The organism is Variovorax sp. OV329, from assembly GCF_900114785.1.
Classification (GTDB): domain Bacteria; phylum Pseudomonadota; class Gammaproteobacteria; order Burkholderiales; family Burkholderiaceae_C; genus Variovorax.
Genome location: NZ_FOUG01000005.1, coordinates 260,552 through 285,363, shown reverse-complemented (window position 1 = coordinate 285,363; position 24,812 = coordinate 260,552). Strand labels below are relative to the sequence as shown.

Annotated in this window: 28 protein-coding genes; 12 read left to right on the top strand and 16 right to left on the bottom strand. The window is 67.1% G+C overall.

Annotated features, from left to right (window positions below):
- The first annotated feature begins 6 nt into the window (after positions 1 to 6).
- From BM345_RS10865 to BM345_RS10855, 3 genes are all read left to right on the top strand, one after another.
- Entirely contained in the window at positions 7 to 876 is an 870-nt protein-coding gene (locus BM345_RS10865; RefSeq protein ID WP_093379089.1) for a Kdo hydroxylase KdoO, read from the top strand.
- A gap of 82 nt (positions 877 to 958) precedes the next feature.
- The gene (gene greA, locus BM345_RS10860) at positions 959 to 1,435 is read left to right on the top strand and encodes a transcription elongation factor GreA (protein WP_093379086.1); all 477 of its coding nucleotides are present in this window, start codon (positions 959 to 961) and stop codon (positions 1,433 to 1,435) included.
- An 11-nt stretch (positions 1,436 to 1,446) separates the two neighbouring features.
- Complete coding sequence (locus BM345_RS10855) at positions 1,447 to 1,863, top strand: DUF4149 domain-containing protein (RefSeq protein ID WP_093379083.1); 417 nt, start codon at positions 1,447 to 1,449, stop codon at positions 1,861 to 1,863.
- Between the two features lie 12 nt (positions 1,864 to 1,875).
- Here BM345_RS10855 and BM345_RS10850 read toward each other — a convergent pair whose 3' ends face one another.
- A complete protein-coding gene (locus tag BM345_RS10850; RefSeq protein WP_254789679.1) occupies positions 1,876 to 2,616 on the bottom strand; it encodes a glycosyltransferase in 741 nt (246 codons plus the stop codon).
- A gap of 37 nt (positions 2,617 to 2,653) precedes the next feature.
- Complete coding sequence (locus tag BM345_RS10845; RefSeq protein WP_093379077.1) at positions 2,654 to 3,130, bottom strand: YhbY family RNA-binding protein; 477 nt, start codon at positions 3,128 to 3,130, stop codon at positions 2,654 to 2,656.
- A 20-nt stretch (positions 3,131 to 3,150) separates the two neighbouring features.
- Between BM345_RS10845 and BM345_RS10840 the strand changes: the two genes are divergently transcribed.
- The 5 genes from BM345_RS10840 to BM345_RS10820 all read left to right on the top strand — a co-directional run bounded on the left by BM345_RS10840 (position 3,151) and on the right by BM345_RS10820 (position 8,691).
- Positions 3,151 to 3,804, top strand: coding sequence for an RlmE family RNA methyltransferase (locus tag BM345_RS10840; protein ID WP_093379074.1), 654 nt, complete (start codon positions 3,151 to 3,153; stop codon positions 3,802 to 3,804).
- 185 nt (positions 3,805 to 3,989) lie between these two features.
- Complete coding sequence (ftsH, locus tag BM345_RS10835) at positions 3,990 to 5,909, top strand: ATP-dependent zinc metalloprotease FtsH (protein ID WP_093379071.1); 1,920 nt, start codon at positions 3,990 to 3,992, stop codon at positions 5,907 to 5,909.
- 94 nt (positions 5,910 to 6,003) lie between these two features.
- On the top strand, positions 6,004 to 6,870 hold the full coding sequence (gene folP / locus BM345_RS10830) for a dihydropteroate synthase (RefSeq protein WP_093379456.1): 867 nt from the start codon (positions 6,004 to 6,006) through the stop codon (positions 6,868 to 6,870).
- Entirely contained in the window at positions 6,867 to 8,204 is a 1,338-nt protein-coding gene (gene glmM, locus BM345_RS10825) for a phosphoglucosamine mutase (RefSeq protein WP_093379068.1), read from the top strand. The genes folP and glmM overlap by 4 nt, the downstream gene beginning before the upstream one ends.
- Before the next feature lies 1 nt (position 8,205).
- The gene (locus tag BM345_RS10820) at positions 8,206 to 8,691 is read left to right on the top strand and encodes a GNAT family N-acetyltransferase (RefSeq protein WP_093379065.1); all 486 of its coding nucleotides are present in this window, start codon (positions 8,206 to 8,208) and stop codon (positions 8,689 to 8,691) included.
- 51 nt (positions 8,692 to 8,742) lie between these two features.
- Here the strand turns inward: BM345_RS10820 and BM345_RS10815 are convergent, their stop codons facing one another.
- The 5 genes from BM345_RS10815 to BM345_RS10795 are packed head-to-tail and all read right to left on the bottom strand — an operon-like array spanning position 8,743 to position 14,253.
- Complete coding sequence (locus BM345_RS10815) at positions 8,743 to 10,011, bottom strand: acyl-CoA dehydrogenase family protein (RefSeq protein ID WP_093379062.1); 1,269 nt, start codon at positions 10,009 to 10,011, stop codon at positions 8,743 to 8,745.
- Between the two features lie 36 nt (positions 10,012 to 10,047).
- Positions 10,048 to 11,154: a phosphotransferase gene (locus BM345_RS10810; protein WP_093379059.1), complete on the bottom strand. Its 1,107-nt coding sequence runs from the start codon at positions 11,152 to 11,154 to the stop codon at positions 10,048 to 10,050.
- A gap of 11 nt (positions 11,155 to 11,165) precedes the next feature.
- Positions 11,166 to 11,888: a Crp/Fnr family transcriptional regulator gene (locus BM345_RS10805; RefSeq protein ID WP_093379056.1), complete on the bottom strand. Its 723-nt coding sequence runs from the start codon at positions 11,886 to 11,888 to the stop codon at positions 11,166 to 11,168.
- A gap of 58 nt (positions 11,889 to 11,946) precedes the next feature.
- Positions 11,947 to 12,726, bottom strand: a complete 780-nt coding sequence (locus tag BM345_RS10800) for an oxepin-CoA hydrolase, alternative type (protein ID WP_093379053.1) — start codon at positions 12,724 to 12,726, stop codon at positions 11,947 to 11,949.
- Between the two features lie 6 nt (positions 12,727 to 12,732).
- On the bottom strand, positions 12,733 to 14,253 hold the full coding sequence (locus BM345_RS10795) for a 3-hydroxyacyl-CoA dehydrogenase (RefSeq protein WP_093379050.1): 1,521 nt from the start codon (positions 14,251 to 14,253) through the stop codon (positions 12,733 to 12,735).
- An 88-nt stretch (positions 14,254 to 14,341) separates the two neighbouring features.
- On the opposite strand from BM345_RS10795, the gene BM345_RS10790 reads away from it, so the two are divergent.
- The gene (locus tag BM345_RS10790) at positions 14,342 to 16,468 is read left to right on the top strand and encodes a hypothetical protein (RefSeq protein ID WP_093379047.1); all 2,127 of its coding nucleotides are present in this window, start codon (positions 14,342 to 14,344) and stop codon (positions 16,466 to 16,468) included.
- Between the two features lie 16 nt (positions 16,469 to 16,484).
- Here BM345_RS10790 and BM345_RS10785 read toward each other — a convergent pair whose 3' ends face one another.
- The 3 genes from BM345_RS10785 to lexA form a co-directional block, all read right to left on the bottom strand.
- A complete protein-coding gene (locus BM345_RS10785; protein WP_093379044.1) occupies positions 16,485 to 17,492 on the bottom strand; it encodes a D-2-hydroxyacid dehydrogenase family protein in 1,008 nt (335 codons plus the stop codon).
- Positions 17,493 to 17,571: 79 nt separating this feature from the next.
- A complete protein-coding gene (locus BM345_RS10780; RefSeq protein WP_093379041.1) occupies positions 17,572 to 17,910 on the bottom strand; it encodes a hypothetical protein in 339 nt (112 codons plus the stop codon).
- A 120-nt stretch (positions 17,911 to 18,030) separates the two neighbouring features.
- Positions 18,031 to 18,714, bottom strand: a complete 684-nt coding sequence (gene lexA, locus BM345_RS10775; protein ID WP_093379038.1) for a transcriptional repressor LexA — start codon at positions 18,712 to 18,714, stop codon at positions 18,031 to 18,033.
- A gap of 85 nt (positions 18,715 to 18,799) precedes the next feature.
- Here lexA and BM345_RS10770 point away from each other — a divergent pair, with 85 nt between their 5' ends.
- From BM345_RS10770 to BM345_RS10760, 3 genes are read left to right on the top strand one after another with little or no spacing between them, the layout of a single operon-like run.
- Positions 18,800 to 19,783, top strand: a complete 984-nt coding sequence (locus BM345_RS10770; protein WP_093379035.1) for an asparaginase — start codon at positions 18,800 to 18,802, stop codon at positions 19,781 to 19,783.
- A 4-nt stretch (positions 19,784 to 19,787) separates the two neighbouring features.
- The gene (locus BM345_RS10765; RefSeq protein WP_093379033.1) at positions 19,788 to 20,204 is read left to right on the top strand and encodes a hypothetical protein; all 417 of its coding nucleotides are present in this window, start codon (positions 19,788 to 19,790) and stop codon (positions 20,202 to 20,204) included.
- 17 nt (positions 20,205 to 20,221) lie between these two features.
- Entirely contained in the window at positions 20,222 to 20,695 is a 474-nt protein-coding gene (locus BM345_RS10760) for a DUF6152 family protein (protein ID WP_093379030.1), read from the top strand.
- Positions 20,696 to 20,707: 12 nt separating this feature from the next.
- On the opposite strand, the gene adk is transcribed toward BM345_RS10760, so the two are convergent.
- From adk to BM345_RS10730, 6 genes are all read right to left on the bottom strand, one after another.
- Positions 20,708 to 21,364 carry an adenylate kinase gene (gene adk, locus BM345_RS10755; protein WP_093379027.1) on the bottom strand — a complete coding sequence of 219 codons (657 nt, stop codon included), beginning with the start codon at positions 21,362 to 21,364 and terminating at the stop codon, positions 20,708 to 20,710.
- 133 nt (positions 21,365 to 21,497) lie between these two features.
- Complete coding sequence (gene kdsB / locus BM345_RS10750; protein WP_093379024.1) at positions 21,498 to 22,271, bottom strand: 3-deoxy-manno-octulosonate cytidylyltransferase; 774 nt, start codon at positions 22,269 to 22,271, stop codon at positions 21,498 to 21,500.
- A 5-nt stretch (positions 22,272 to 22,276) separates the two neighbouring features.
- Positions 22,277 to 22,459 carry a Trm112 family protein gene (locus tag BM345_RS10745; RefSeq protein WP_093379021.1) on the bottom strand — a complete coding sequence of 61 codons (183 nt, stop codon included), beginning with the start codon at positions 22,457 to 22,459 and terminating at the stop codon, positions 22,277 to 22,279.
- The gene (lpxK, locus tag BM345_RS10740) at positions 22,452 to 23,423 is read right to left on the bottom strand and encodes a tetraacyldisaccharide 4'-kinase (RefSeq protein WP_093379018.1); all 972 of its coding nucleotides are present in this window, start codon (positions 23,421 to 23,423) and stop codon (positions 22,452 to 22,454) included. Before lpxK ends, BM345_RS10745 begins: the two co-directional genes overlap by 8 nt.
- Positions 23,420 to 23,845 carry an ExbD/TolR family protein gene (locus BM345_RS10735; RefSeq protein ID WP_093379453.1) on the bottom strand — a complete coding sequence of 142 codons (426 nt, stop codon included), beginning with the start codon at positions 23,843 to 23,845 and terminating at the stop codon, positions 23,420 to 23,422. Before BM345_RS10735 ends, lpxK begins: the two co-directional genes overlap by 4 nt.
- A 25-nt stretch (positions 23,846 to 23,870) precedes the next feature.
- Positions 23,871 to 24,503: a MotA/TolQ/ExbB proton channel family protein gene (locus tag BM345_RS10730; RefSeq protein WP_093379015.1), complete on the bottom strand. Its 633-nt coding sequence runs from the start codon at positions 24,501 to 24,503 to the stop codon at positions 23,871 to 23,873.
- Between the last annotated feature and the right edge of the window lie 309 nt (positions 24,504 to 24,812).

Below are 24,812 nucleotides of genomic sequence, written 5' to 3'. Positions count from 1 at the left end.
AAAGCCATGGAATCGCAGCTCGTCGAACTGGACCTGGCCGACTGGCGGGTGCCCACCCCCAACAAGGCCTGGATCGAGGCGCTGGAGGCGGGGAAGGTGCTCTACTTTCCCCGGCTCGGCTTCGAGTTCCAGCCGCACGAGCGCGCCTTCCTCGACCCCAAGCTGCTCGCTCCCAAGGTGCGCAACATCAGCCTGGACGGCAACGGCAAGCTCAAGGGCGTGCTGGGCGACGAGAAGGTGCAGCAGGACGTGGCGGCCATGATCGGGCGCTTCCGCCAGCAGGCGCGCTCGCTCATCGACGGCCTGCTGCCGGCCTACGGCCCGCACCTGCGCATGGCGCCCACCAGCTTTCGGCCGGCCCAGGTCGAGACGCGGGTGCAGTCCTGGCGGGCGGACGACCGCCGGCTGCATGTGGATTCCTTTCCGTCGCGGCCCAACTACGGCGAGCGCATCCTGCGCGTGTTCACCAACGCGAACCCCGAAGGCGCGGCGCGCGTGTGGCGCGTGGGCGAACCTTTCGAGGACGTGGCCAAGCGCTTCCTGCCGCGCGCCAAGCCTTATTCGCGCTGGCAGGCCAAGGCCCTGCAGGCGCTGCACGTCACGAAGTCCTTCCGCAGCGAGTACGACCACCTGATGCTGCAACTGCACGACGGCATGAAGTCGGACCTCGACTACCAGAAGCAGTCGCCGCAGGAGACGGTGCCTTTTCCCGCGGGCTCGGTGTGGGTTTGCTTCTCCGACCAGACCTCGCACGCCGTCATGTCAGGGCAATTCATGATGGAACAGACCCTGCACCTCGCGGCCGAGCACCAATACAATCCGGGTGCAAGCCCGCTGGCCATCCTGAGCCGACTCAAGGGCCGCGCGCTGGTCTAGAATTTCCCTCAGACCACCTGAAAACCAAGTTACCGCCGGACGGCGACGTTCGGCGGTTTCGCTTTTTGACGCTACAAGAATCATGGCAACCTTTCCTATCACCAAGCGCGGCTCCGAGAAGCTCAAGGAAGAGCTGCAGCGCCTGAAGACCGTCGATCGCCCCTGGGTCATCAACGCCATCGCCGAGGCGCGTGCGCAGGGTGACCTGAGCGAGAACGCCGACTACGACGCCGCCAAGGATCGCCAGGGCTTCATCGAAGGCCGCATCCAGGACATCGAAGGCAAGCTGTCGGTGGCACAGGTCATCGACCCCAGCGTCATTGATGGCGGCGGCAAGGTGGTGTTCGGCGCCACGGTCGAGTTGGAGGAAGAGGAATCCGGCGACGCAGTGCGCTACCAGATCGTGGGCGAGGACGAGGCCGACCTGAAGCTGGGCCTCATCAACGTCGGCAGCCCCATCGCCCGCGCGCTCATCGGCAAGGAAGAGGGCGACACCGCCGAGGTGCAGGCGCCCGGTGGCGTCAAGCGCTACGAGATCGTCGGCGTGCGCTACATCTGAGCCCCGGCCATTTGAACTCACGCCTTCCCGCCCTGGCTGCCGCCTTCTGGTGGGTGAGCCTTTCGGTCATAGGCTTCATCGTGGTGCCGATGCTGTTCCAGAACCTGCCCACGCCGGCCGAGGCGGGGCGGATGGCGGCGCGGCTCTTCACGGCGCAGACCTGGGTTTCCATTGCCTGCGCCGTGCTTCTTCTGGGAATGTCGCGCGCCGAGCAGATGGGGGAGGCCGCCAAGGCGGTGGACCGCGCCATCCTCTTCGTGATCCTCGGCCTGCTGCTGGCGCTGGTGGGGGAGTTCGGCATTTCGCCGCGCATCGTGGCGCGCGAGAACCTCAAGCTGTGGCACGCCATGGGCAGCGGTGCCTACCTGGCCCAGTGGGCCTGCGCCGGCACGGTGCTGTGGCGCGTGCTCAGGCCGCGGCCGGCCTGAGCGGCTTTCTCGTCACTCGTGCCAATGTTCGGCCACCCAGGTGGCCGGGCGGATGAAGCGGAAGCGCCGGTTGCGCCGGCCCGCCAGGGCGTCCGGCGGATTGCATTCCCCGTGGAAGATCACGATGCGTGCGCCGTCCGGCACGAAGGGGCGGCGCCAGTAGTTGCTCGGCCACAGCGGAATGCCGTGGTATTTGAAGCTGGGGCACCAGTCGCTCGGCCAGTACTTGAGCTTGCCCTTGCTGTGCAGGTAGTCCGAGAGGTAGGTCTGCTCGTTGCGGAAGCGCTCGCGCATTTCCACCTCATGGTCGCGGAAGTACTGCAGCACGTCGGGCAGGGCGCCGATCTCGAAGCGGTAGACCGAGGAATTGCCGGTCACGCGCCACGGCCGGCGGTAGTCCTTGATGATCAGGAACTCGCCGGGCTGGGTGAAGAAGTCGTCCAGGCTGCCGACCACCACCACGTCCAGGTCCAGGAAGAGGGCGGTGCCCTCCAGGCCGTACTCGTCCTTGAGCACGGGGCTGAAGGTGGTCAGCTTCTTCCAGGCGCGGTCGCGCACACCGGCCGCCTCGGGGGCGATCTCCACGGGTGGGATCGGAAAGCAATCGACCTCCGGGCGGATGCCCTCGGAGTCGTCGGTCAGGCACACGAAGCGGAACTCGCCGGTGAGATGCCGGCGAGCCATGGCGTACAGGTTGTTGACGTAGTAGGGCTCGTACTTCGTGCCCCATTTCATGCAGATGATGTGGCGCATGCTTCCTGGCTGGGCGACCGGGTTGACCATCTGGCCGTCAGTCGGCCTGGCGGCGCTTCTTGACGGAGATCATCTTCGGCTTGGCGCGCTTGATGGTGCCGCCGGCCGTCAGGCGCTGGTTGCCCAGCACGCGCAGGGTCTTCACTTCGGGGCGCTGGCCGCCCTTCTTGCTGTACTTGAGGATCTTCACGTCGCGCGGGCCGGGCATGCGGTCCTCATCGACGGCTTTCTCCTTTTCCGGCTTGGGGCGCCAGAGCACCAGCAGCTTGCCGATGTGCTGGATGGGGGCGGCGTCGAGCTCCTCGGCCAGCGTCTGCAGCATTTCGTCGCGTGCAGGACGGTCGTCGGAAAAGACGCGGATCTTGATCAGTCCGTGCGCCTTCAGGGCGGCATCGGTTTCTTTCTTGACGGCTGGCGTGAGCCCGTCGCCGCCGACCATCACGATCGGATCCAGATGGTGCGCTTCGGCGCGATGCACCTTGCGTTGGGCGGGGGTAAGTTGAATGGCGGGCATCCCCGTATTATCGAGCGTAGATGAAGATCAAGACCAAAAGCAAAAAGATCAACAAGGCGTGGATCAACGAGCACGTCAACGATCCGTGGGTGAAGCTGGCCGCACGGGAGGGCTTTCGCGCGCGCGCCGCGTACAAGTTGAAGGAAATCGACGAGTCCCTGGGCCTGATCAAGCCCGGCCACGTGGTGGTGGACCTGGGCTCGACCCCTGGTGCCTGGAGCCAGTACGTCCGCCGCCGCCTGTCGCCCGCCGGGGCTGCCGTGGGAGAACTGCACGGCACCATCATTGCGCTGGACATTCTGCCCATGGAGCCTGTCGAAGGGGTGCATTTCATCCTCGGCGACTTCCGGGAGGAGACGGTGCTGGCCCAACTCGAGGAGGCCATGGCCGGCCGCCCGGCCGACGTGGTGGTGTCGGACATGGCGCCCAACCTTTCGGGTGTCGCTTCTGCCGATTCCGCCCGGGTGGCGCACCTGATCGAGCTGGCAGTCGATTTCTCGAAGAACCACCTCAAGCCGGAGGGCGCGCTCGTCGCCAAGGTCTTCCACGGCGCCGGCTACAACGAGCTGGTGGCCTTGTTCAAGGCCAATTTCCGGGTGTTCAAGCCCTTCAAGCCAAAGGCTTCGCGCGATAAATCGTCCGAAACCTTCCTTGTCGGGATCGGTCTGAAATAGGCCGAATTCGGCACGCTGAGGGTTGACATGTATCAACCCGTGCCAAATTCCCCGCAGACCCTATGGCTGCTCAAGGGATTTATGAAAGTTTCGCAGCTTGAAAAGCCTAAAATGGGGACCAATTGCCGTCTATTGGCGCGGCCATGGTTCCCGTGGCTTGGCGCTTCCCCCGACTGGAGCTTCGTTTGAACAATCAGTGGTTTTCCAAAGTTGCCGTCTGGCTTGTCATTGCGATGGTGTTGTTCACTGTGTTCAAGCAGTTCGACACCCGCGGCGCCGCCGGAGCTGGCTATGTCGGGTATTCCGATTTCCTGGAAGAAGTCCGTTCCAACCGCATCAAGAGCGCAACCATCCAGGAAGGCCAGGGCGGTAGCGAGATCGTCGCCGTCACCACGGACGACCGGAAGATCCGCACCACCGCCACCTACCTCGACCGGGGCCTGGTGGGCGACCTGATCAACAACAACGTCAAGTTCGACGTCAAGCCGCGCGAAGAAGGCTCCCTGCTCATGACCCTGCTGGTCAGCTGGGGCCCCATGCTGCTGCTGATCGGCGTGTGGGTGTACTTCATGCGCCAGATGCAGGGCGGCGGCAAGGGCGGTGCCTTCAGCTTCGGCAAGAGCAAGGCGCGCATGCTCGACGAGAACAACAACACCGTGACCTTCGCCGACGTCGCCGGCTGCGACGAGGCCAAGGAAGAGGTGAAGGAAGTCGTCGACTTCCTCAAGGACCCGGCCAAGTTCCAGAAGCTGGGCGGCCGCATTCCCCGCGGCCTGCTGCTGGTCGGCCCTCCGGGCACCGGCAAGACGCTTTTGGCCAAGTCCATCGCCGGTGAGGCCAAGGTTCCGTTCTTCAGCATCTCGGGTTCCGACTTCGTTGAAATGTTCGTCGGCGTGGGCGCGGCCCGCGTGCGCGACATGTTCGAGAACGCCAAGAAGAACGCCCCCTGCATCATCTTCATCGACGAAATCGACGCCGTCGGCCGCCAGCGTGGCGCCGGCCTGGGCGGCGGCAACGACGAGCGCGAGCAGACCCTCAACCAGATGCTGGTCGAGATGGACGGCTTCGAGACCAACCTGGGCGTGATCGTGGTGGCTGCCACCAACCGCCCGGACATCCTGGACGCCGCGCTGCTGCGCCCGGGCCGCTTCGACCGCCAGGTCTACGTCACGCTGCCCGACATCCGCGGCCGCGAGCAGATCCTGAACGTGCACATGCGCAAGGTCCCGCTGGGCCAGGACGTGAACCCGGCCATCATCGCCCGTGGCACGCCCGGAATGTCCGGCGCCGACCTGGCCAACCTGTGCAACGAAGCCGCCCTCATGGCCGCCCGCCGCAATGCGCGCGTGGTCGAGATGCAGGACTTCGAGAAGGCCAAGGACAAGATCTTCATGGGCCCCGAGCGCAAGAGCATGGTCATGCCCGAGGAAGAGCGCCGCAACACGGCCTACCACGAGTCTGGCCACGCGCTCATCGGCAAGCTGCTGCCCAAGTGCGACCCGGTGCACAAGGTCACCATCATCCCGCGCGGCCGCGCGCTGGGCGTGACCATGAGCCTGCCCGAGAACGACCGCTACAGCTACGACCGCGAGTACATGCTCAACCAGATCAGCATGCTCTTCGGTGGCCGCATCGCGGAAGAGGTGTTCATGCACCAGATGACCACCGGGGCGAGCAACGACTTCGAGCGGGCCACCAACCTGGCGCGCGACATGGTCATGAAGTACGGCATGAGCGAGGCCCTGGGCCCGATGGTCTATGCCGAGAACGAAGGTGAAGTGTTCCTCGGCCGCTCGGTCACCAAGACCACCAACATGAGCGAGTCGACCATGCAGAAGGTCGACGGCGAGGTGCGCCGCATCATCGACGACCAGTACAACCTCGCGCGCAGCCTCATCGAGGAGAATTCCGACAAGATGCACGCCATGGCCAAGGCGCTGCTCGAGTGGGAAACCATCGACTCCGAGCAACTGGACGACATCATGGCCGGCCGCGAGCCCCGCCCGCCGAAGGACTGGACGCCGCGCGTGCCGCCTTCGACCGATGGCGGCGGCAGCGGCGGATCGCCCGCCGTGAAGCCCGACCCGTCGCCGACGACGGCTTGAGGCACGCGACGAGCGACAATGCAAACGGGGCCCAGCGCCCCGTTTTTTCATGGCGCCCTCGGATGACGGCGCCGGCATGGGCGATCGACTCGACATGAACTGGCAGACTTCCCGCTTCCTCATCGACCTGGCGCTGCCCAAGGTGATGGGCATCGTCAACGTGACCCCCGATTCCTTCTCCGACGGGGGCGCCCACGACACGCCGCGCGACGCGCTGGCGCATTGCGAACAGCTGCTGCGAGAGGGCTGCGACATCCTCGACGTCGGCGGCGAATCCACCCGCCCCGGCAGTCCGGCCGTGCCGCTGGACGAGGAACTGGCGCGCGTGATGCCGGTGGTGCGCGATGCGGTGAAGCTCGGCGTTCCCGTTTCCGTCGACACCTACAAGCCGCAGGTGATGCGCGAGGTGCTGGACGTCGGCGCCGACATCGTCAACGACGTGTGGGCGTTGCGGCAACCGGGCGCATGCGAGGTCGTGGCGGCGCATGCCAGCTGCGGGGTCTGCCTGATGCACATGCACCGCGATCCGCAGACCATGCAGCTCGATCCCATGAGCGGCGAGGCACTTCCGGTGGTTCGCGCCTTCCTGGCCGAACAGGCCGCGGCGCTGCGCGCCAGCGGCGTGGCCGCGTCGCGCATCGTGCTCGATCCGGGCATCGGCTTCGGCAAGACGGTGGCGCAGAATTTCGAGTTGCTGGAGTGCCAGGCCGAGCTGTTGCGGCTGGGCTACCCTGTGCTGGCCGGCTGGTCGCGAAAGGGCGCGCTGGGCACGGCGACCGGCATCAAGAACGTGGCCGATCGCATGGTGCCCAGCGTGGCGGCCGCATTGATGGCCGTGGAGCGGGGCGCGCGCGTCGTGCGCGTGCACGACGTGAAGGAAACGGTGGCGGCGCTGGCCGTCTGGCGCGCCGCGCATGCGACGACGACAACGACAACACAACAACAGGACACTGAAAAATGAATCGCCAGTACTTCGGCACCGACGGCATCCGCGGCACCGTGGGCACCGCGCCCATCACCCCTGACTTCGTGCTGCGCCTGGCGCATGCCGTGGGCCGGGTGCTCAAGCGCAGCGAGCCGCGGCCCAAGGTGCTGATCGGCAAGGACACGCGCATCTCGGGCTACATGCTGGAAAGCGCGCTGGAGTCGGGCTTCAACTCGGCCGGCGTGGACGTGGTGCTGCTGGGCCCGCTGCCCACGCCCGGCGTGGCCTACCTCACGCGCGCCCAGCGGGCCAGCCTGGGCGTGGTCATCAGCGCCAGCCACAACGCCTACCCGGACAACGGCATCAAGTTCTTCAGCGCCCACGGCACCAAGCTGGACGACGCCTGGGAACTGGCGGTGGAAGACATCCTTGAAGAGCCACCCGTGTGGGTGGACTCGGCCAACCTGGGCAAGGCACGCCGGATGGACGATGCCGCAGGCCGCTACACCGAGTTCTGCAAGAGCACCTTCGCCAACGACCTCACGCTGCGCGGCATGAAGCTGGTGGTGGACGGCGCGCATGGCGCCGCCTACCAGGTGGCGCCGCAGGTCTTCCACGAACTGGGCGCGGACGTCAGCAGCATCGGCTGCGCACCGGACGGCCTGAACATCAACAAGGGCGTGGGCGCCACGCATCCTCAAGCGCTGGTCGAAGCGGTCAAGGCGCGCGGTGCGGACTACGGCATCGCGCTGGACGGCGACGCCGACCGCCTGCAACTGGTGGACGCGCAGGGGCGACTGTTCAACGGCGACGAGCTGCTCTACCTGATGGTGTCCGAGCGCCTGGGCCGCGGCGAGCGCGTCGCCGGCGTGGTGGGCACGCTGATGACCAACAAGGCCGTCGAGATGGCGCTGCGCCATCGCGGCATCGACTTCGTGCGCGCCAAGGTGGGCGACCGCTACGTGCTGGAGGAACTGGACAAGCGCGGCTGGCTGCTGGGCGGGGAGGGCTCGGGCCACTTGCTGGCGCTGGACAAGCAGACCACCGGCGACGGCATCGTCAGCGCCCTGCAGGTGCTTCAGGCTTGCCAGCGCAGCGGCCGCTCGGTGGCGCAACTGCTGGCCGACGTGCAGCTGTTCCCGCAGACCCTCATCAACGTGCGCCTGGCCGACGGGCATGACTGGCAACGCAACGATGCGCTGGCCGAGGAAACGCGCAAGGTCGAGAAGGAACTGGGCGACGGCGGCCGCGTGCTCATTCGCGCCAGTGGCACCGAACCGTTGCTGCGCGTGATGGTGGAGGCGCGCGAGGCCGCGCAGGCCGAGTCCTGCGCTCGGCGTCTGGTGGCCACGGTCGAAGCGGCAACCTGAGATGGCGCAAGTCGACGTCCGCCTGGCCGACTACTCCGACCCGGTGCATCGCGAGGCGCTGCTTCTCTTGCTGGACGCCTACGCCCGTGACCCGGCAGGCGGCGGCACGCCCTTGGGCGAGTTCGTCCACCACAACCTTGTCCACGAGCTGGCCAGCCGGCCGTACGCCTTCAGCGTGCTCGCCTTCGACGGCGCGCAGCCGGTGGGCCTGGTCAACTGCTTCGAGGGCTTCTCCACCTTCGCCTGCAAGCCGCTGGTGAACGTGCACGACGTGGTGGTGCTGCAGAGCCACCGCGGCCGGCGCATCGCGCCGCTGATGCTGGCCAAGGTGGAGGAGGTCGCCCGCGAGCGCGGCGCCTGCAAGCTCACGCTGGAAGTGCTCAGCGGCAACACCCAGGCCATGAAGGCCTATGAGCGCGAAGGCTTCTCCGGCTACCAGCTCGACCCGAGCTTCGGCACGGCGACCTTCATGCACAAGAAGCTCTGAACGAAAAAAGCCCGCCGACCTGGCGGGCTTTCTCATTGCGCAATCCGGCGATCAGAAGCGCGTGACGGGCATCGCCTCGTCCTTGCCGGTGCCGTACTTGCCCAGCTCCCACTTGGCGATCGCGTTGCGGTGCACCTCGTCCGGGCCGTCGGCGAAGCGCAGCGTGCGTGCCTGCGCATAGGCGGATGCGAGCGGGAAGTCATCGCACATGCCACCGCCGCCGTGCGCCTGCATGGCCCAGTCGATCACCTGGCAGGCCATGTTGGGCGCCACCACCTTGATCATGGCGATGTCGTTCTTGGCGACCTTGTTGCCGGCAACGTCCATCAGCCAGGCGGCCTTGAGCGTGAGCAGGCGGGCCATGTCGATGCGGCAGCGGGCTTCTGCGATGCGCTCCTGCGTCACCGTCTGCGAGGCAACCGTCTTGCCGAAAGCCACGCGCGAGGACGCGCGCTTGCACATCAGCTCCAGCGCGCGTTCGGCCAGTCCGATCAGGCGCATGCAGTGGTGGATGCGGCCGGGGCCCAGGCGGCCCTGGGCGATCTCGAAGCCGCGGCCCTCGCCCAGCAGCATGTTGGCAGCCGGCACGCGCACGTTCTCGAAGTACATCTCGACGTGGCCGTGCGGCGCGTCGTCGTAGCCCATCACGTTGAGCGGCCGCACGATCCGGATGCCCTTGGTGTCGCCGGGCACGATGATCATGCTCTGCTGCGAATGCCTGGGCGCGTCCGGGTCGGACTTGCCCATGGTGATGAACACCTTGCAGCGCGGATCGGCCGCGCCGGAGATCCACCACTTGTGGCCGTTGATGACGTACTCGTCGCCCTGGCGCTCGATGCGGGTGGCGATGTTGGTCGCGTCGCTCGATGCCACTTCAGGTTCGGTCATCGCGAAGGCCGAGCGGATCTCGCCTTCCAGCAGGGGCTTGAGCCAGCGTGCCTTGATCTCTTCCGAGCCGTAGCGGGCGATGGTCTCCATGTTGCCGGTGTCGGGTGCCGAGCAGTTGAAGGCCTCGCTCGCCCATGGCACGCGGCCCATGATCTCGGCCAGCGGCGCGTATTCCATGTTGGTCAGGCCCGCACCTTCGTAGCCGGAGGCATGCGCGCTATCCACCGGCAGGAACAGGTTCCAGAGGCCCTGCGCCTTGGCCTTGGCCTTGACCTTCTCCACCGTCTGCAGGGCGCTCCAGCGCTTGCCGGCCGCGGTGTTCGCCGCCAGCTCGGCCGTGTAGTCGGCTTCGGCCGGGTAGATGTTGTCCTCCATGAAGGCGGTGACGCGCTTCTGCAGGTCCTTGGTCTTTGGCGAGTAGTCGAAATCCATGAGTTGTCTCCGGAGGTGGGGAAGGGTCGGGCGCCGTCAGGCGCGTTGTGCGAACTGCCAGGCCATCTGGGCCATCGGCCGCGCGCCGCGGGCGGAGGCCACGGCCTGCTCGCTCGAGGCCGTGCCGGCCTCGACGCGCTTGGCAATGCCTTGCAGGATGGCTGCCATGCGGAACAGGTTGTAGGCCTGGTAGAAGTTCCAGTCCGGCGCCAGCGCTTCGGGCGTGCTGATGCCGGTGCGCTCGCAGTAGCGGCGGATGTATTCGCTCTCGGTGGGAATGCCCAGCGCCGCCACGTCCACGCCGCCGATGCCGCGGCCGGTGGTGGGCGGCATGTGCCAGGACATGCAGTGGTAGCTGAAGTCGGCCAGCGGATGGCCCAGCGTGGACAGCTCCCAGTCCAGCACCGCGACGATGCGCGGCTCGCTGGCATGGAACATCACGTTGTCGAGCCGGTAGTCGCCATGCACGATGGAGACCTTGCTCTCGTCGCGTGCGCTCGCCGGCATGTGCGCGGGCAGCCAGTCGATCAGGCGCTCCATCTCGTCGATGGGCTGCGACAGCTCGCCGGCGCCGTCGGTCGAGGCTTTGTACTGCTTGCTCCAGCGGCCGATCTGGCGATCGAAGTAGTTGCCGGGCTTCCCGTAGTCGGCGAGGCCCTGCTGCGCGAACTTGACGGTGTGCAGCGCCGAGATGACGCGGTTCATCTCGTCGTAGTGGGCCGTGCGCTCGGCGTTGCTCATGCCGGGCAGCGACTGGTCCCACAGCACGCGGCCCTGCTTGAACTCCATGACGTAGAAGGCGCGGCCAATGACCGATTCGTCCTCGCACAGGCACAGCATGCGCGGCACGGGCACGTCGGTGTCGGCCAGGCCGCTCATCACCTTGTATTCGCGCTCGATGGCGTGGGCCGAGGGCAGCAGCTTGGCTACCGGGCCGGGCTTGGCGCGCATCACGTAGCTCTGGGTGGGCGTGAGCAGCTTGTAGGTGGGATTGGACTGGCCGCCCTTGAACATCTCGACCGTGAGCGGGCCCTTGAAGCCGGGCAGGTTGCTGTCGAGCCACGCGCTCAGCGCCTCGATGGCGAAGGCATGCTGGCTGGAAACGGCACGCGTGCCGACGAAGTTGCTGAAGTCCTGTGTCATGTCCGTGCTTCTTATTGCTCTGCGGCTTCAGAAATGCGCATCAGCGCGTCGCGGTCCAGCACCACCAGGCCGCCCGGCTCGATGCGGATGGCTTCCTCGCGCTCCATTGCCTTCAGTTCCTGGTTGACCCGCTGCCGGGAGGCCCCCAGCAGCTGCGCCAGCTCTTCCTGCGCCAGGTGCAGGCCGATGCGCATCTGGCTGCCATCCGCCAGGTTGGGAATGCCGTAGCTGCGCACCAGGTGGATGAGCTGCTTGGCCAGCCGCGCGCGCAAGGGCAGGGTGTTGAGGTCTTCCACCAGGCCGAAAAGCTGGCGGATACGCCGCGCCTGCAGGCGCATCAGCGCCTCGTACAGCTCGATGTGCGAGGCCAGGATCTTGTTGAAGTCCGCGCGCGCCACGCACAGGATCGTGGTGTCGCCATGCGCATAGGCGTCGTGCGTACGCCGGTCCCCGTCGAACATCGCCACGTCGCCGAACCAGATGCCCGGCTCCACGTAGGTGAAGGTGATCTGCTTGCCCGACACCGCCGTCGAACTCACCCGCACTGCGCCCCTCGCGCAGGCGATCCACGAGTCCGGTGGATCGCCCCGAGCGGCGATCAGTTCGCCGTCCTTGTAGCGTTTGACGAAGGCGCATCGAAGAATGTCGTGCCGAAGCGATGGTGATAGAGAACTGAACCAGCGACCACTGTTGATCGCTTCACGTTCTTCGATGGTAAGAATGGGGTCGTCCATTGGTCTGTCCTGTCGGCGACTGAATTGAGTGGGCTTGTCGCAAGGGTGACCTTGCGGGTCAGGAGTAGCGAGGCTTCTCCTTGGCGAGGAATGCGGCAATGCCGATGCCGGCGTTGGCATGGTGCAGGTTTCGCACGAAGTGATCGCGCTCCGCGTCCAACTGCTTCGACAAGGTGCTCCCGCGGCCTTCGTTGAGCAGCTCCTTGGCACTGGCCAGGGCGTTGGGTGCGCGGCCGTTGAGCTGCGCCGCGAGCGTCATCGCATCGTTCAAGGCCTGGCCGTTGTCGGCCAGCCGGTTGACCACACCCAGCGCGTGCAGCCGCTCGGCACCGATGCGCTCGCCCAGCATCATCCATTCGCTGATGACCTGGCGCGGCAGGAACTGGGACAGGTGCCAGCTCATGCCGCCGTCGGGCGACAGCGCGATGTTGCTGTATGAGGCGGCGAACACCGCGTCCCGGGCCGCCACGACCATGTCGCAGGCCAGCGCCAGCGAAAAGCCGGCGCCTGCGGCAGCGCCTTCCACCGCCGCGATGATCGGCTTGGGAAAGGCGCGCATCGCCTCGATCCAGTTGTGCAGGCCCTCGATGCTCTGCGCCTGGTACTCGGGCTCGCGCTCGCGGTTGGCCTGCAGACGCTGCAGCGAGCCACCGGCGCTGAACCAGGGGCCTTCGCCCGCCAGCACCACGCTGCGCACCTCGGCGCTGTCGCCGGCGCGGTTGAGCGTTTCGATGCCGGCGGCATACATGTCCGGGCCCAGCGCATTGCGCTGCGTCGGATTGGAGATCAGCAGCACCATGGTGCCGTCCTGCGTGCTGCTCTTGAGCTGTGCGGTCATCGGGTCTCAGTCTTCCTGGTGGGTGAGGCTCAGGCCCAGGGCGCCGCGGCGGCGCAGCCACGGGCTGGGGCGATAGCGCGGGTCGCCATACACGGTCTGCATGTTGAAGAGCACCTCCAGCATGTTGGTCGGGCCGCAGAGGTCGCCCAGGGCCAGCGGGCCCTGGGGATAACCCAGGCCCAGGCGCACGGCGGTCTCCAGGTCGGCGGGCGAGCAGATGCGCTGCTGGCACATGTCGGAGGCGATATTGACGATGGTCGCGATAACGCGTTGGGTGACGAATCCGCCCGAGTCGCGGATCACGCTCACGGCCTTGCCGTCGCGTGCGAAGAGGGCATGGGCGGCCTCGCGCATGTCGCGGCGCGTGGCGGGCGTGCCGGCCAGCACTCGGCGCTTCGTCGCGGCATCGTCCATCAGCATGTCGATGCCCACGGTGCGGGTGGCGTCCAGGCGGTCGACCGCTGCCACGGTGGTGATGTCGAAGCCCAGCGGCGCGACGAGGATCAGCGCGTTGGAGGAGGGTGAGGCACCGGTCTCGATGCGGGCGCCCAAGGCGTGCACCAGGCGCAGCAGCTCGGGCCGGCGGGCGGCGCGTGGCGACACCCACACGGGCGGCAGCGTCTCGAATTGGGGTGCGGGCGGCTCGGCTGGCACTTGCGCCGCGCCATCCACATAGCGGTAGAAGCCTTCGCCAGTCTTGCGGCCCAGGGCGCCGGCGGCCAAGCGCTGGGCGGTGATCACGCTGGGGCGAAAGCGCGGCTCGTCGTAGTACTGTCGGTAGATCGACTCCATTACCGGATGCGAGACGTCCAGCGCCGTGAGGTCCAGCAGCTCGAACGGGCCGAGCCGGAAGCCTGCCTGGTCCTTGAGGATGCGGTCGATGGTGGCGAAATCGGCCACGCCCTCGGAGACGATGCGCAGCGCCTCGGTCCCATAGCCGCGGCCGGCATGGTTGACGATGAAGCCGGGCGTGTCCTGGGTGTGGACCGCGCTGTGGCCCATCTGCACCGCGTAGGCGGCCAGCCGGTCGCAGACGCTGCGCTCGGTCTTGAAGCCGGCGACGACCTCGACCACCTTCATCAGCGGGACGGGGTTGAAGAAGTGATAGCCCGCAAATTGCTCGGGTCGCTTCAGGCCCGCGGCGATGGCCGTCACCGACAGTGACGAGGTGTTGGTGGCCAGCACGGTGCTGGCCGGCACCACGGATTCGAGTTCCAGAAACAGTTTCCGTTTGATTTCGAGGTTTTCGATCACCGCTTCCACCACCAGATCGCAGTCGGCGAGGGCCTGAACGGCGTCCGCGGCATGAAGGCGCGCGACGAGTGCAGCCTGGGTGGCGGCATCCAGCTTTCCCTTTTCCTGCAGCTTGGTCCACTGGGCGACGATGGCGTCGACGCCGCGCTGCGCGGCGCCGGCTTGGTTGTCTACAAGCAGCACATCGCTGCCGGCCTGGGCGGCAATCTGGGCGATGCCGCGGCCCATGGCCCCGGCACCAACCACGCCAACCTTGCAAAAGTTCACGGTCATATTTCGAAAGTCTGGATGTAAGTGATAAGTGCTGCCCGCCGTGTCAGAATGTGTTTACCTTTTTTTACGGTCTGCTCCATTGCAAGCTTTGCGACTCACCGCGGGTCTCCTGCTGATCGGCACTGCGCTTCAGTCCTCGGCCTTGACCATCGGGCGGCCCAACGGCAGCGCCTGGATCGGCAAGCCGCTCGACCTGGTGATCCCGCTCGAACTGGACAGCAGCGAGTCGGGGGACAGCCTGTGCCTCGAAGCCGAAGTGCTCCAGGGCGACGCGCGCGTCGACGACAAGCGAGTGACCCTTTCGATGGACCCCGGCCCCAGTCCCGACATGCCCCGGGTGCGCCTGCGCACCACGCGGGCCATCGAGGAGCCGGTCGTCACCGTGAAATTCACTGCCGGTTGCGCCACCAAGTCTACGCGCCAGTACGTCCTGCTGGCCGATCTGCCGGAAGCGCCGCCGGTGATCGCGTCGCCACCGCGACTCGCACCCGGCGCGGCGACGGAAGGCGGGGATCGATTCGCATCGCCATCGTCAAGACCAGCACCCGCGCGCGCTGCTGGCTCCGCCGCGAGCCGCGCGGCATCCGCTGGTGGCGACGACAGCACTGTCGCTGCGCCACCACCGCTGCGCAGGCGAACGCCGACGGCCGTGCCGGTCGCGCCTTCCGCCACGGAGGCCAGCCGCAAGCCACGCCCCCAGCCGCCGAAGGCCGCGGCTGCGACGACTGCGCCGGCCAACGAACCGAGATCACGCTTGCGGATCGAGGCGCTGGCGCCCGAACCCGTCCCACAGGCGCAGACGCCCCGCCCGACTCTGGCCCCTGGCAGTGGCGCGGCCGGCGCGACTGCCGCGGCAGGTCCGGGCGCCGCTCTCGCAGGTGCGCCTGCAGCGCCGGCGCAGTCACCGCCGGCGGCCGACGCCGCCGCGAACGTGTCGGCCGCGGCGGTGCTCGCCGCCGCCACCGAGCAGGGCAGGCGAGACGCGGATCGGCTGAAGGAGCTCGAGGCTGCGCTGGCCACCCTGCGTGACCAATCGGCGCAGACGCAACGCCAGCTGCTCGAGCTGCGTGGAAGCCTGGCCCAGGCCGAAGCGAGCCGATACCGCAATCCTGTCATCTATGGCCTGCTCGCTCTGCTTGCCCTGGCGCTGATCGGCCTGGTGGTGCTGTGGCGCGCTGCGCGCAATGCGCGACAGGCCGCCTGGTGGGGCACTGCGTCGGAGGAAGAGGCCGCAGCCGCGGGCGCGAGGCCGGTGCTGCCCAGGCATGGCGAACTGGCGGAAGATGAAGAGGACGAGGAAGAGGAAGACGAAGGCTCCCAGCCAGCCGATCTCTCCGGCTTGCGCACCACCGCGGCCCAGGGCATGCGGGTCACCTCCTTGCCTGCCGGGGTCGGCGCCTCGGCCTTCCACCAAACTCAGGTACGGCCGGTCAATGCCGAGGAACTGTTCGACGTGCAGCAGCAGTCGGACTTCTTCGTGTCGCTTGGCCAGCATGAGCAGGCCATCGGTGTGCTGCGCGAGCACATCGCGGCCAATCCGAACACCAGCGCCATGGCCTACCTGGACCTGCTGGCTGTGCTGCATTCGCTGGGCCGGCGCGAAGACTATGCAGCCGTGGCGCGCGAATTCGCCGAGGGTTCCAACGTCGATGTTCCTTCCTTCGACCACTTCACCCTGGGCGGGCGCGGCATGGAGCACTACCGCGAGGCCCTGCAACGGATCGTGGACAAGTGGCCGTCACAGGGAACGGCCGAGCTCATCGAGGACTTCGTCTTCCGCAAGCCGGGTTCGCCCGAGGAGAGCTTCGATCTTCCGGCCTACCAGGAGTTGCTGATGCTCTATTCGGTGGTACGCGACCTGGGCGAGTACGAGGGCCAATGGGCAACTCCGACGCCAGTCAAGGTGCAGCCGCCGACTGCCGTGTCGCCGGAATTCTCCGAGCACGCCTACCGCGAGACCTCGCCCATGCCCTACCTGCCGCAAGGCGAGGTAACGGCGCATCAGCCGGCTGAGGTGCCGCCGTTGGAGCTGGACCTGGCCGACCTGGACCGCACGGCCTTCGAGACGCTGCGCGCGCCCATCGAGCCGGCACCGGCTGCGAGCAAGCCGCAGGCGGTGCCGTCCGTGGACCCGCATGTGATCGACTTCGATCCCTTCGACCCGGCCACCAACCAGGGCGACCTTCGGCCGCGGCACCTGGGTGTGAAGCGCTAGGCGGGGCGCCCCAACTTCAACGCCGCACCTGCAGCGCGCCCGGGTTGACGATGTTGGTGGGGTTGCCCTTGATGAAGCTCACCACGTTGTCGAAGGCCTGGCCGAAGTACATCTCGTAGCTCTCCTGCTCCACATAGCCGATGTGGGGCGTGCAGATGCAGTTCTCCAGGCGCAGCAGTGCGTGGCCCTGCAGCGGCGGCTCGCTTTCGAACACGTCGATGGCAGCCATGCCGGGGCGGCCGCGGTTGAGCGCGGCCAGCAGGCCGTCCTGCTCAACCAGTTCGGCCCGCGACGTATTGACGAACAAGGCCGTGGGCTTCATGCGCGCCAAGTCTTCAAGGCGTACGACGCTACGGGTATCTTCGGTCAGGCGCAGGTGCACCGACAGCACGTCGGACGAGGTGAACAGCGCCTCGCGGCTGGCAGCCACCTGGAAGCCGTCCGAGCGCGCCTTGGCGCAACTCGCGTCGCTGCCCCAGATCAGCACCTGCATGCCGAAGGCCTGGCCGTAGCGGCCCACCAGTTGGCCGATGCGCCCGTAGCCCCAGATGCCCAGCGTCTTGCCCTTGAGTACCGAGCCCAGGCCAAAGTTTGGCGGCATCGAGGCCGACTTGAGGCCCGATTGTTGCCAGGCGCCGTGCTTGAGGTTGCTGATGTACTGCGGCAGCCGGCGCATCGCGGCCATGATCAGTGCCCAGGTGAGCTCCGCAGGCGCCTGAGGCGAGCCGGTGCCCTCGGCCACTGCCACGCCGAACTCACTGCAGGCGTTGATGTCGATATGCGAGCCGGCGCGGCCGGTCTGCGAAATCAACTTGAGCTTTGGGAGCTTCTCGACCAATTGCCGCGAGATCTGGGTGCGCTCCCGGATCAGGACAATGACGTCCGCATCCTTCAGGCGGACCGACAGCTGCCCGATGCCCTTGACTGTATTCGTGTAGACCTTGGCCGCGTAGGCATCGAGCGTCGAGGCGCAGCGCAGCTTGCGCACCGCGTCCTGGTAGTCGTCGAGGATCACAATATTCATGGCACGTTATTGTGCCCTGCGCCTCGGTAACTGCATGTTGTGCAGCGCGTCATGGCGCGCCGCACCGTGTCGACGAGCCTCAGTGCATGCGGCTTGCGACGGGATGCAGCGAGTGCGCCTCGAGGGCAGCGAGGCGGTCGAGTTCGGCGCACACGTCGTCCATTCGGCCGGAGATCACGACGCGGCTGGCGCTGTGGGTCGAGCGCGGATCGACCACGCGGATGACGCGAAGAGGACGTGCAGCATGGGCTTGTGGAGGCGACTTTTCCTCGGCGCCTGCGCGCGCGGCGCAGGCGGGACGGATCGCCACGTAGCGCAGATTGGACGACAGCGGGCTGCGGCGCGGCGTCATCCACCGGTGGGCCAAGGCTTGAAGGGGCGACAGCAGGTCGGCGATGGTCAGAACAGCGATTCCCATGTGAACTCCACGATGGTTGGGGTTGAACACAGGCAGGATTGCTTTCTTCACAACAACGGTCCGCGTCAGGGTGATGGCCTCGTGCCATACGCCCGCCACCTGGCGCGGCCCTGAAACTCGCTACATGAGCATGGTGTTGCGGATCAGGCCGACGGCCAGGCCTTCGATCTCGAATGGCTCGCCGGGCTGCACGATGATGGTCGGGTAGTCGGGGTTTTCGGCGTGCAGCTCGATCACCTGCTTGTTGCGCCGCAGGCGCTTGACGGTGACCTCGTCGCCCAGTCGCGCCACCACGATCTGGCCGTTGCGTGCTTCCCTGGTGGATTGCACCGCCAGGAGGTCGCCGTCCATGATGCCGGCGTCGCGCATGGACATGCCGCGCACCTTGAGCAGATAGTCGGGCTGGCGCTGGAACAGGGTGCTTTCGACATAGAAGGTCTGGTCGACGTGTTCCTGGGCCAGGATGGGCGCGCCGGCAGCCACGCGGCCGACCAATGGAAGCGCCAGCTGCGCCAGGCCGGGCAGGGGGAGCGAATACTGGTTGTTGCGCGACTCGTTGATGGAGCGCAGCGCATCGCCCTTGAGGCGGATGCCGCGCGAGGTGCCGCTGACCAGCTCGATGACGCCCTTGCGGGCCAGGGCCTGCAAGTGCTCTTCGGCCGCGTTGGCGGACTTGAAGCCCAACTCGGCTGCGATTTCGGCCCGCGTGGGGGGCGCGCCCGTGCGAGCGATGGCGGACTGGATCAAGTCCAGGATCTGCTGCTGGCGGGCGGTAAGCTTGACGGGAAAGGGCAGGTTGAGCATTCGCTGGACTCCTGTGGACCACCTAAGGTTACTGGCTGCATATCCAGTAACTGTATTTTTAACCAGTTTTCGAGGATTGGCAAGCATGAGCGAACAATTGGCGTCGTCCAGGCGCCGCGTACTGGTGCTTGGCACCGGCGGCACCATCGCCGGGCGCGCTGCCGCCAGCGGCGACAACATCGGCTACGTGGCCGGGCAGGTGGCGGTGGCCGAACTGTTGGCGGGCCTCGAGGCGCCAGCCGGTGTGTCCCTCGAGGCCGAGCAGGTTGCGCAGGTGGACAGCAAGGACATGGAGTTCTCCATCTGGCTGGCGCTGGCGCGCCGTTGCGCGCAGGCGCTGGCCGACCCCGCGGTTGCCGGCGTCGTCATCACCCACGGCACCGACACGCTGGAGGAAACGGCCTTCTTCCTGCACAGCGTGCTGGCAAGCGACAAGCCGGTGGTGCTGACCTGCGCGATGCGGCCCGCCAGCGCCCTGTCGCCGGACGGGCCGCAGAACGTGCGTGATGCCGTCGTGGTGGCTGCGTCCCACGGGTCGCGGGGCGTCAGTGTCGTCTGTGCCGGTGTCGTGCACACAGCGGCCGATGTGCAGAAGGTCCACACCTACCGACTCGACGCCTTTTCGTCGGGTGATGGAGGCCCGATCGGTTTCGTCGAGGAGGGGCAGGTCCGCGTCACGGGCAAGTGGCCGGAAGCGGGACGCGGCCTGGACGCTGCGCAGCAGTGGCCCCACGACCTGGACCCGCCGCGCGTGGAGATCCTGTTCAGCCATGCCGGCGCACGGGGCGCGCTCATCGACGCCTTGCTCGCCGAGCGGGCCCAGGGCGCGTCGGGCGCCATTCGCGGCCTGGTGCTGGCCGCGACCGGCAACGGCACGCTGCACCACGAGATCGAGCAGGCGGCGGCCCGTGCGCAAGCCGCGGGTGTTGCCGTTGTGCGCGCGACGCGTTGTTCGCAAGGCCGCATCCTGGCCAAGCCAGGCGACGCGATTCCCGATGCGGGTGCGCTCAGCCCGGTCAAGGCGCGCGTGGCGCTGATGCTGGAACTGCTGGGCGCGCCGTCGCTCTAGCCTCATGTTCGCCGCACTGCAGTCGCACGACTGGGCCTATCCTGCCTTTGAGGCTTTGCACGTGCTTGGCATTGCGCTTCTGCTGGGCAACCTGGTGGCGCTGGAGATGCGCGTGTTCGGCCGTGCCGCCGCCATCCCGGTGCAGCCCTTCGCGCGGCTGTCGCTCACGCTTGCGTTGGTGGGTTTCGGCATGGCCGCATGCACTGGCGCGCTGATGTTTTCGACCCGTCCCGGGGAACTGCTGGCGAATGACTACTTCCTGGCCAAGATGGCCCTGCTCGTCGCTGCAGGCTGCAACGCCCTGTACTTCCACCTGCGGGGTTCGCTGCGTCGCCTGGATGGTCTTGCAAGGGCCCAGATGTTGCTGTCCACTGCCATCTGGGTGGCGGTCGTGTTCTGCGGCCGCTGGATCGCCTATTGACCCGAAGGAGTCTGCTCATGAAACGTCGCCAACTCGTCCTGGTCGCTGCGGGAATGCCGCTGGCCCTGCGGACCGCGTGGGCTCACCACGGCTGGAGCAGCTTCGACCAGGACCGCCCGATCTACCTGGAAGGCAAGGTGGTGCAGTCACGCTGGCAGAACCCGCACGTGGAACTGGACATCGAGGTGCCTGCCGGGCTGAAGGTGCCCGCCGACCTGCGCCAGCGTCCATTGCCGGCGCAAAGTGCGCCCGTTGATGGCGCCGGCCTGCTGGCCAAGACCACCGTGCCGCGTCGCACCGATCGCAAGTGGGAACTGGAACTCGCCCCGCTCACGCGCATGCAGGCGTGGCGGATCCCGGAGGTCAAGGTTGGCGACACGGTGTCCGCCGTCGGCTTCACGCACAAGGATGAAGCCGGCGATCCGGTCATGCGGGTGGAGTTTCTCTACCTCGGAAACAACGTCTACGGGCTGCGCTCGAGCCCGGCCTGAAAGGCCTCAGGCTCAGTTCGAAAGGGCGGAGAGCGCGCGCTGGGTGATCTCTTCGACCGTGCCGACGCCGCTGATGGCGCGGTACTTGGGGGCCGCGGCCGGATCGGCCTTGGCCCAGGCGGCGTAGTAGTCCACCAGGGGGCGGGTCTGCTGGCTGTAGACGTCCAGGCGCTTGCCGACGGTCGCTTCCTTGTCGTCCTCGCGCTGGATCAGGTCCTCTCCGGTCGGGTCGTCCTTGCCGTCCACCTTGGGTGGGTTGAACTTGACGTGGTAAGTGCGGCCCGAGGCCGGATGCGAGCGGCGGCCGCTCATGCGCTCGATGATGTCCGAGAAGGGCACGTCGATCTCGAGTACATAGTCGATCTTCACGCCGGCCGACTTCATCGCCTCGGCCTGGGGAATGGTGCGGGGGAAGCCGTCGAAGAGGAAGCCGGAGGCGCAATCGGCCTGGGCGATGCGTTCCTTCACGAGATTGATGATCAGGTCATCGCTGACCAGTGCACCGGAATCCATCACGGCCTTGGCCTGCAGGCCCAGCGGGGTACCTGCCTTGACGGCGGCGCGCAGCATGTCGCCGGTGGAGATCTGGGGGATGCCGTACTTCTGGCAGATGAAAGTCGCTTGCGTGCCTTTGCCTGCACCGGGGGCGCCCAACAAAATCAGTCTCATGGTGTCCTCGGAGGGATTTCTTAATAATTCTTGCCGCGCCACGCAGGCGAAGGCCCCTCGGCCCGTGTGACGGAATTGCGTCGAGGATAGCATGCGCCCCAGGGCTCGCCCCCCTGCGGGAGCCCGCGCGGCCTCAGCCGGCCAGCAGCCGCCGCACCCGTTCCAGGTCTTCGGGCGTGTCCACGCCGGGCCCTGGCGCGTGGTCGCTCACGTGCACCACGATCCGGTGGCCATGCCAGAGCGCGCGCAGCTGCTCGAGCGCCTCGCTGGTCTCGATCGGTGCCGGCGCGAGCTTGGGAAACTGCTTCACGAAGCCGGCGCGGTACCCGTAGATGCCGATGTGCCGCCAGGGCGCGGGGGAAGGCAGTTCCTTGAAGGTGCCGTCGCGCCAGCCGTCGCGCCACCAGGGGATGGGCGCGCGGCTGAAGTAGAGCGCGGTTCCACGGGCGTCGAGCGCCGCCTTCACCACGTTGGGATTCAGGAACTCGGCCAGGTTGTCGATGGCGTGCACGGCGGTGCTCATGTCCCCATCCGGTCGCTGTGCCAGGGTCTGGGCCACCGCGTCGATCAGGCCGGCATCGATCAGCGGCTCGTCGCCCTGCACGTTGACCACGATGGTGTCGTCCGGCAGGCCCAGCTTCTCGCAGGCTTCGGCCAGGCGGTCGCTTCCGCTCGGATGGTCCTGCCGCGTGAGCAGCGCTTCGACGCCCCGCGCCGCGCACGCCGCCGTGATGCGCTCATCGTCCGCCGCCACTACCACCCGCGTTGCACCGGACGCGGCGGCCCGCTGGGCGACGCGCACCACCATCGGCAGGCCGGCGATGTCGGCCAGCGGCTTGTCGGGCAGGCGGGTGGAGGCCAGCCGCGCCGGGATCAGCACGACAAAGCCGTGATCATTCGCGGCCATCGCGTTCAGAGGCCCAGTTCGTCGTCGGTGAGCACGCGCGCTTCGTTTTCCAGCAACACCGGGATGCCGTCGCGCACCGGGTAGGCCAGGCGCGCGCTGCGCGACCACAGTTCCTGTTTGGCCGGGTCCCAGGTGAGCGGGCCCTTGGTGACGGGGCACACGAGCAGTTCGAGAAGCTTGCTATCCATCGAGCGATGATAGCTTTGCATCCAGCGCGCGGAAGAACTCCGCTTCAGGTTCGAAGACCAGCGGCACCGCCAGTGCGTCGGGTTGCACGCGCCACAGCTTGGCGGCGTCCTTTTCCGTGCACAGCACGGCGGTGCCGGCGTCCACGGGCACCCAGTCCTGGAAATCGTGATGGTCGGGCAGGGCGAGGCATTGCGCCGGTTCCACGCCCGCGGCGCGCAGCATGTCGAAGAAGCCTTGCGGCTTGGCAATGGCCGCCACCGCCACGATGCGCCGACCTGCAAGGGTTGCCAGTCGAACCTTGCCGCCCTGGCTGCCGACAGCATCGGCGGCCAGCGCCCGGTGCGCGCGAAACCCTGCAAAGGCGGGCCGATCGCCGGTGTGCAGCACCAGGTCGCAGTGGCGGGGCCAGGGTTCGCGCAGCGGCCCGGCCGGGAGCAGCCAGCCGTTGCCGACGCCCCGGTCGTCGAACACGCAGATCTCCACGTCGCGGGCCAGGGCCAGGTGCTGCAACCCGTCGTCGCTGACGATCAGCCTGGTCGCAGGATGCGCAGCCAGCAGTGCGCGCGCAGCTTCGATACGCTTGCGCGCAACGAAGGTGGGTGCGCCGGTGGCGCGGCGGATCAGCAGGGGCTCGTCGCCCGTCTCGTCGGGGGCGCTGCTGGCGAGCACCTCGCGGCAGTCCCCGGTGCTGCGCCCGTAGCCCCGCGAGATGACGCCCACCACGACGCCGCGCGCCTGCAGATGCCGCACGATGGCGATCACCGAGGGCGTCTTGCCGGCGCCACCGGCGACCACGTTGCCCACGATGAGCACCGGAACGCCGGCACGCTCCGAACGCAGCAAGCCGGACCGGAAAAGCGTGCGCCGAAGCGCGGCGAGGGCGCCGAAGAGGAGCGACAGCGGCCACAGCAGCCGCGCAAGCGCGCCGCGTTCCAGCCAGGCGCGCTGCAGGTCCAAGGCTATTTGCCGGCCTGGGCGGCCGACTGGGTGGCGAAGGTGATCTGCATCAGGCCGGCGCGGCGCGCGCCTTCCATGACCGTGATGACCGACTGGTGCGCCGCGCTGGCGTCGGCGCTGATGATCACCACGTTGTCCTTGCCGCCGCCGGCCGCGGCGCCAAGGGCGGCGGCGACCGCGTCCACGCTGCGCTCGGGCAGGGCGGTCTTGTTGATCATGTAGCGGCCGTCGGACGAGACCGAGACGATGATCTCCTTTGGATAGTCGCGCTGCGCTTCCGCGTCGGCCACCGGCAGGCGAAGCTGCATCTCGGTGAACTTGCTGTAGGTGGTCGAGAGCATCAGGAAGATGAGGATCACCAGCAGCACGTCGATGAAGGGAATCAGGTTGATCTCCGGCTCATCGCGCGAGCCGTGACGGAAATCCATCGAACTCTTGCGCTTCATGGCGGCCTCAGCCTCGCAGCAGTTCCAGGTGGCGCGCGAAGCGCTCGCTGGCCAGTTCCAGGTTCAGCAGGTATTCGTCCACCCGGCTGCGGAAATAGCGCCAGAAGATCAGCGTCGGAATGGCCACGATCAGGCCGAAGGCGGTGTTGTAGAGGGCAATCGAGATGCCGTGCGCCAGTTGCGCCGGGTTGCCCGAGCCCACCGCGCCGCCGGTGGGCGACTGCGATCCGAAGATCTCGATCATGCCGATCACCGTGCCCAGCAGGCCCAGCAGCGGGGCCGACGAAGCGATGGTGGCCAGGGCCGCGAGATAGCGCTCCAGCTTGTGGGCGACGGTGCGGCCGGTGGCCTCCATCGCTGCGCGGATGTCGTCGTCGGTCGAGCGCGGATTGGCATTCAGCGCGCGAAAGCCCGAGGCCAGCACTTCGCCCAGCGAGGAATTGCGTTCCAGCTTGGCCACCATTTCCGGCGCCGGCACGGAGTTGCGGGAGACGTTGATGGCCTCGTCGAGCAGCTTGGGCGGCAGGACCTTGGACGTCTTGAGGGAGGTGAAGCGCTCGATGACAAGCGCCAGCGCCAGAACGGAACACAAGAGCAGGGGCCAGATCGGCCAGCCTGCAGCAACTATGATCGAAAACAAAGAGCCCTCCGGCACTGTAAAGGAATGCAAATGCGCGGCGATTATCCACCGCGGCATCGTGCATCACGCAAGCTTCATGCGTGGCCAATTCAGCACACAGAAACTGTTGATAACTTTGTGACTAACTGGTCGCAGAACGTGGCCGGGCCCGCATCTGCTGGGCCTCCGATTGGATCGAGCGAAAATTGAGCAGTCATTTCTCCAATGGAATCAAGGGCTTGCACCAGAACATGGTCGATGTGTGCCGTCAAAGCACTGAGACAGCTACTGGGGCGAACCCTTGTGGAAGAGTGCTTCCCGCGCGTGGGC

Bases quoted from the DNA above. Each gene is read 5' to 3' on its own strand.
- BM345_RS10850 (WP_254789679.1), bottom strand. From the start codon at position 2,616: ATGCGCCACATCATCTGCATGAAATGGGGCACGAAGTACGAGCCCTAC.
- lexA (WP_093379038.1), bottom strand. From the start codon at position 18,714: ATGCTCAACCTGCCCTTTCCCGTCAAGCTTACCGCCCGCCAGCAGCAG.
- BM345_RS10785 (WP_093379044.1), bottom strand. From the start codon at position 17,492: ATGAATATTGTGATCCTCGACGACTACCAGGACGCGGTGCGCAAGCTG.
- BM345_RS10795 (WP_093379050.1), bottom strand. From the start codon at position 14,253: ATGACCGTGAACTTTTGCAAGGTTGGCGTGGTTGGTGCCGGGGCCATG.
- folP (WP_093379456.1), top strand. From the start codon at position 6,004: ATGAACTGGCAGACTTCCCGCTTCCTCATCGACCTGGCGCTGCCCAAG.
- BM345_RS10735 (WP_093379453.1), bottom strand. From the start codon at position 23,845: ATGGATTTCCGTCACGGCTCGCGCGATGAGCCGGAGATCAACCTGATT.
- BM345_RS10820 (WP_093379065.1), top strand. From the start codon at position 8,206: ATGGCGCAAGTCGACGTCCGCCTGGCCGACTACTCCGACCCGGTGCAT.
- BM345_RS10765 (WP_093379033.1), top strand. From the start codon at position 19,788: ATGTTCGCCGCACTGCAGTCGCACGACTGGGCCTATCCTGCCTTTGAG.
- BM345_RS10800 (WP_093379053.1), bottom strand. From the start codon at position 12,726: ATGACCGCACAGCTCAAGAGCAGCACGCAGGACGGCACCATGGTGCTG.
- BM345_RS10840 (WP_093379074.1), top strand. From the start codon at position 3,151: ATGAAGATCAAGACCAAAAGCAAAAAGATCAACAAGGCGTGGATCAAC.
- BM345_RS10770 (WP_093379035.1), top strand. From the start codon at position 18,800: ATGAGCGAACAATTGGCGTCGTCCAGGCGCCGCGTACTGGTGCTTGGC.
- BM345_RS10865 (WP_093379089.1), top strand. From the start codon at position 7: ATGGAATCGCAGCTCGTCGAACTGGACCTGGCCGACTGGCGGGTGCCC.
- BM345_RS10815 (WP_093379062.1), bottom strand. From the start codon at position 10,011: ATGGATTTCGACTACTCGCCAAAGACCAAGGACCTGCAGAAGCGCGTC.
- BM345_RS10810 (WP_093379059.1), bottom strand. From the start codon at position 11,154: ATGACACAGGACTTCAGCAACTTCGTCGGCACGCGTGCCGTTTCCAGC.
- BM345_RS10805 (WP_093379056.1), bottom strand. From the start codon at position 11,888: ATGGACGACCCCATTCTTACCATCGAAGAACGTGAAGCGATCAACAGT.
- adk (WP_093379027.1), bottom strand. From the start codon at position 21,364: ATGAGACTGATTTTGTTGGGCGCCCCCGGTGCAGGCAAAGGCACGCAA.
- BM345_RS10780 (WP_093379041.1), bottom strand. From the start codon at position 17,910: ATGGGAATCGCTGTTCTGACCATCGCCGACCTGCTGTCGCCCCTTCAA.
- glmM (WP_093379068.1), top strand. From the start codon at position 6,867: ATGAATCGCCAGTACTTCGGCACCGACGGCATCCGCGGCACCGTGGGC.
- BM345_RS10845 (WP_093379077.1), bottom strand. From the start codon at position 3,130: ATGCCCGCCATTCAACTTACCCCCGCCCAACGCAAGGTGCATCGCGCC.
- BM345_RS10760 (WP_093379030.1), top strand. From the start codon at position 20,222: ATGAAACGTCGCCAACTCGTCCTGGTCGCTGCGGGAATGCCGCTGGCC.
- kdsB (WP_093379024.1), bottom strand. From the start codon at position 22,271: ATGGCCGCGAATGATCACGGCTTTGTCGTGCTGATCCCGGCGCGGCTG.
- greA (WP_093379086.1), top strand. From the start codon at position 959: ATGGCAACCTTTCCTATCACCAAGCGCGGCTCCGAGAAGCTCAAGGAA.
- BM345_RS10745 (WP_093379021.1), bottom strand. From the start codon at position 22,459: ATGGATAGCAAGCTTCTCGAACTGCTCGTGTGCCCCGTCACCAAGGGC.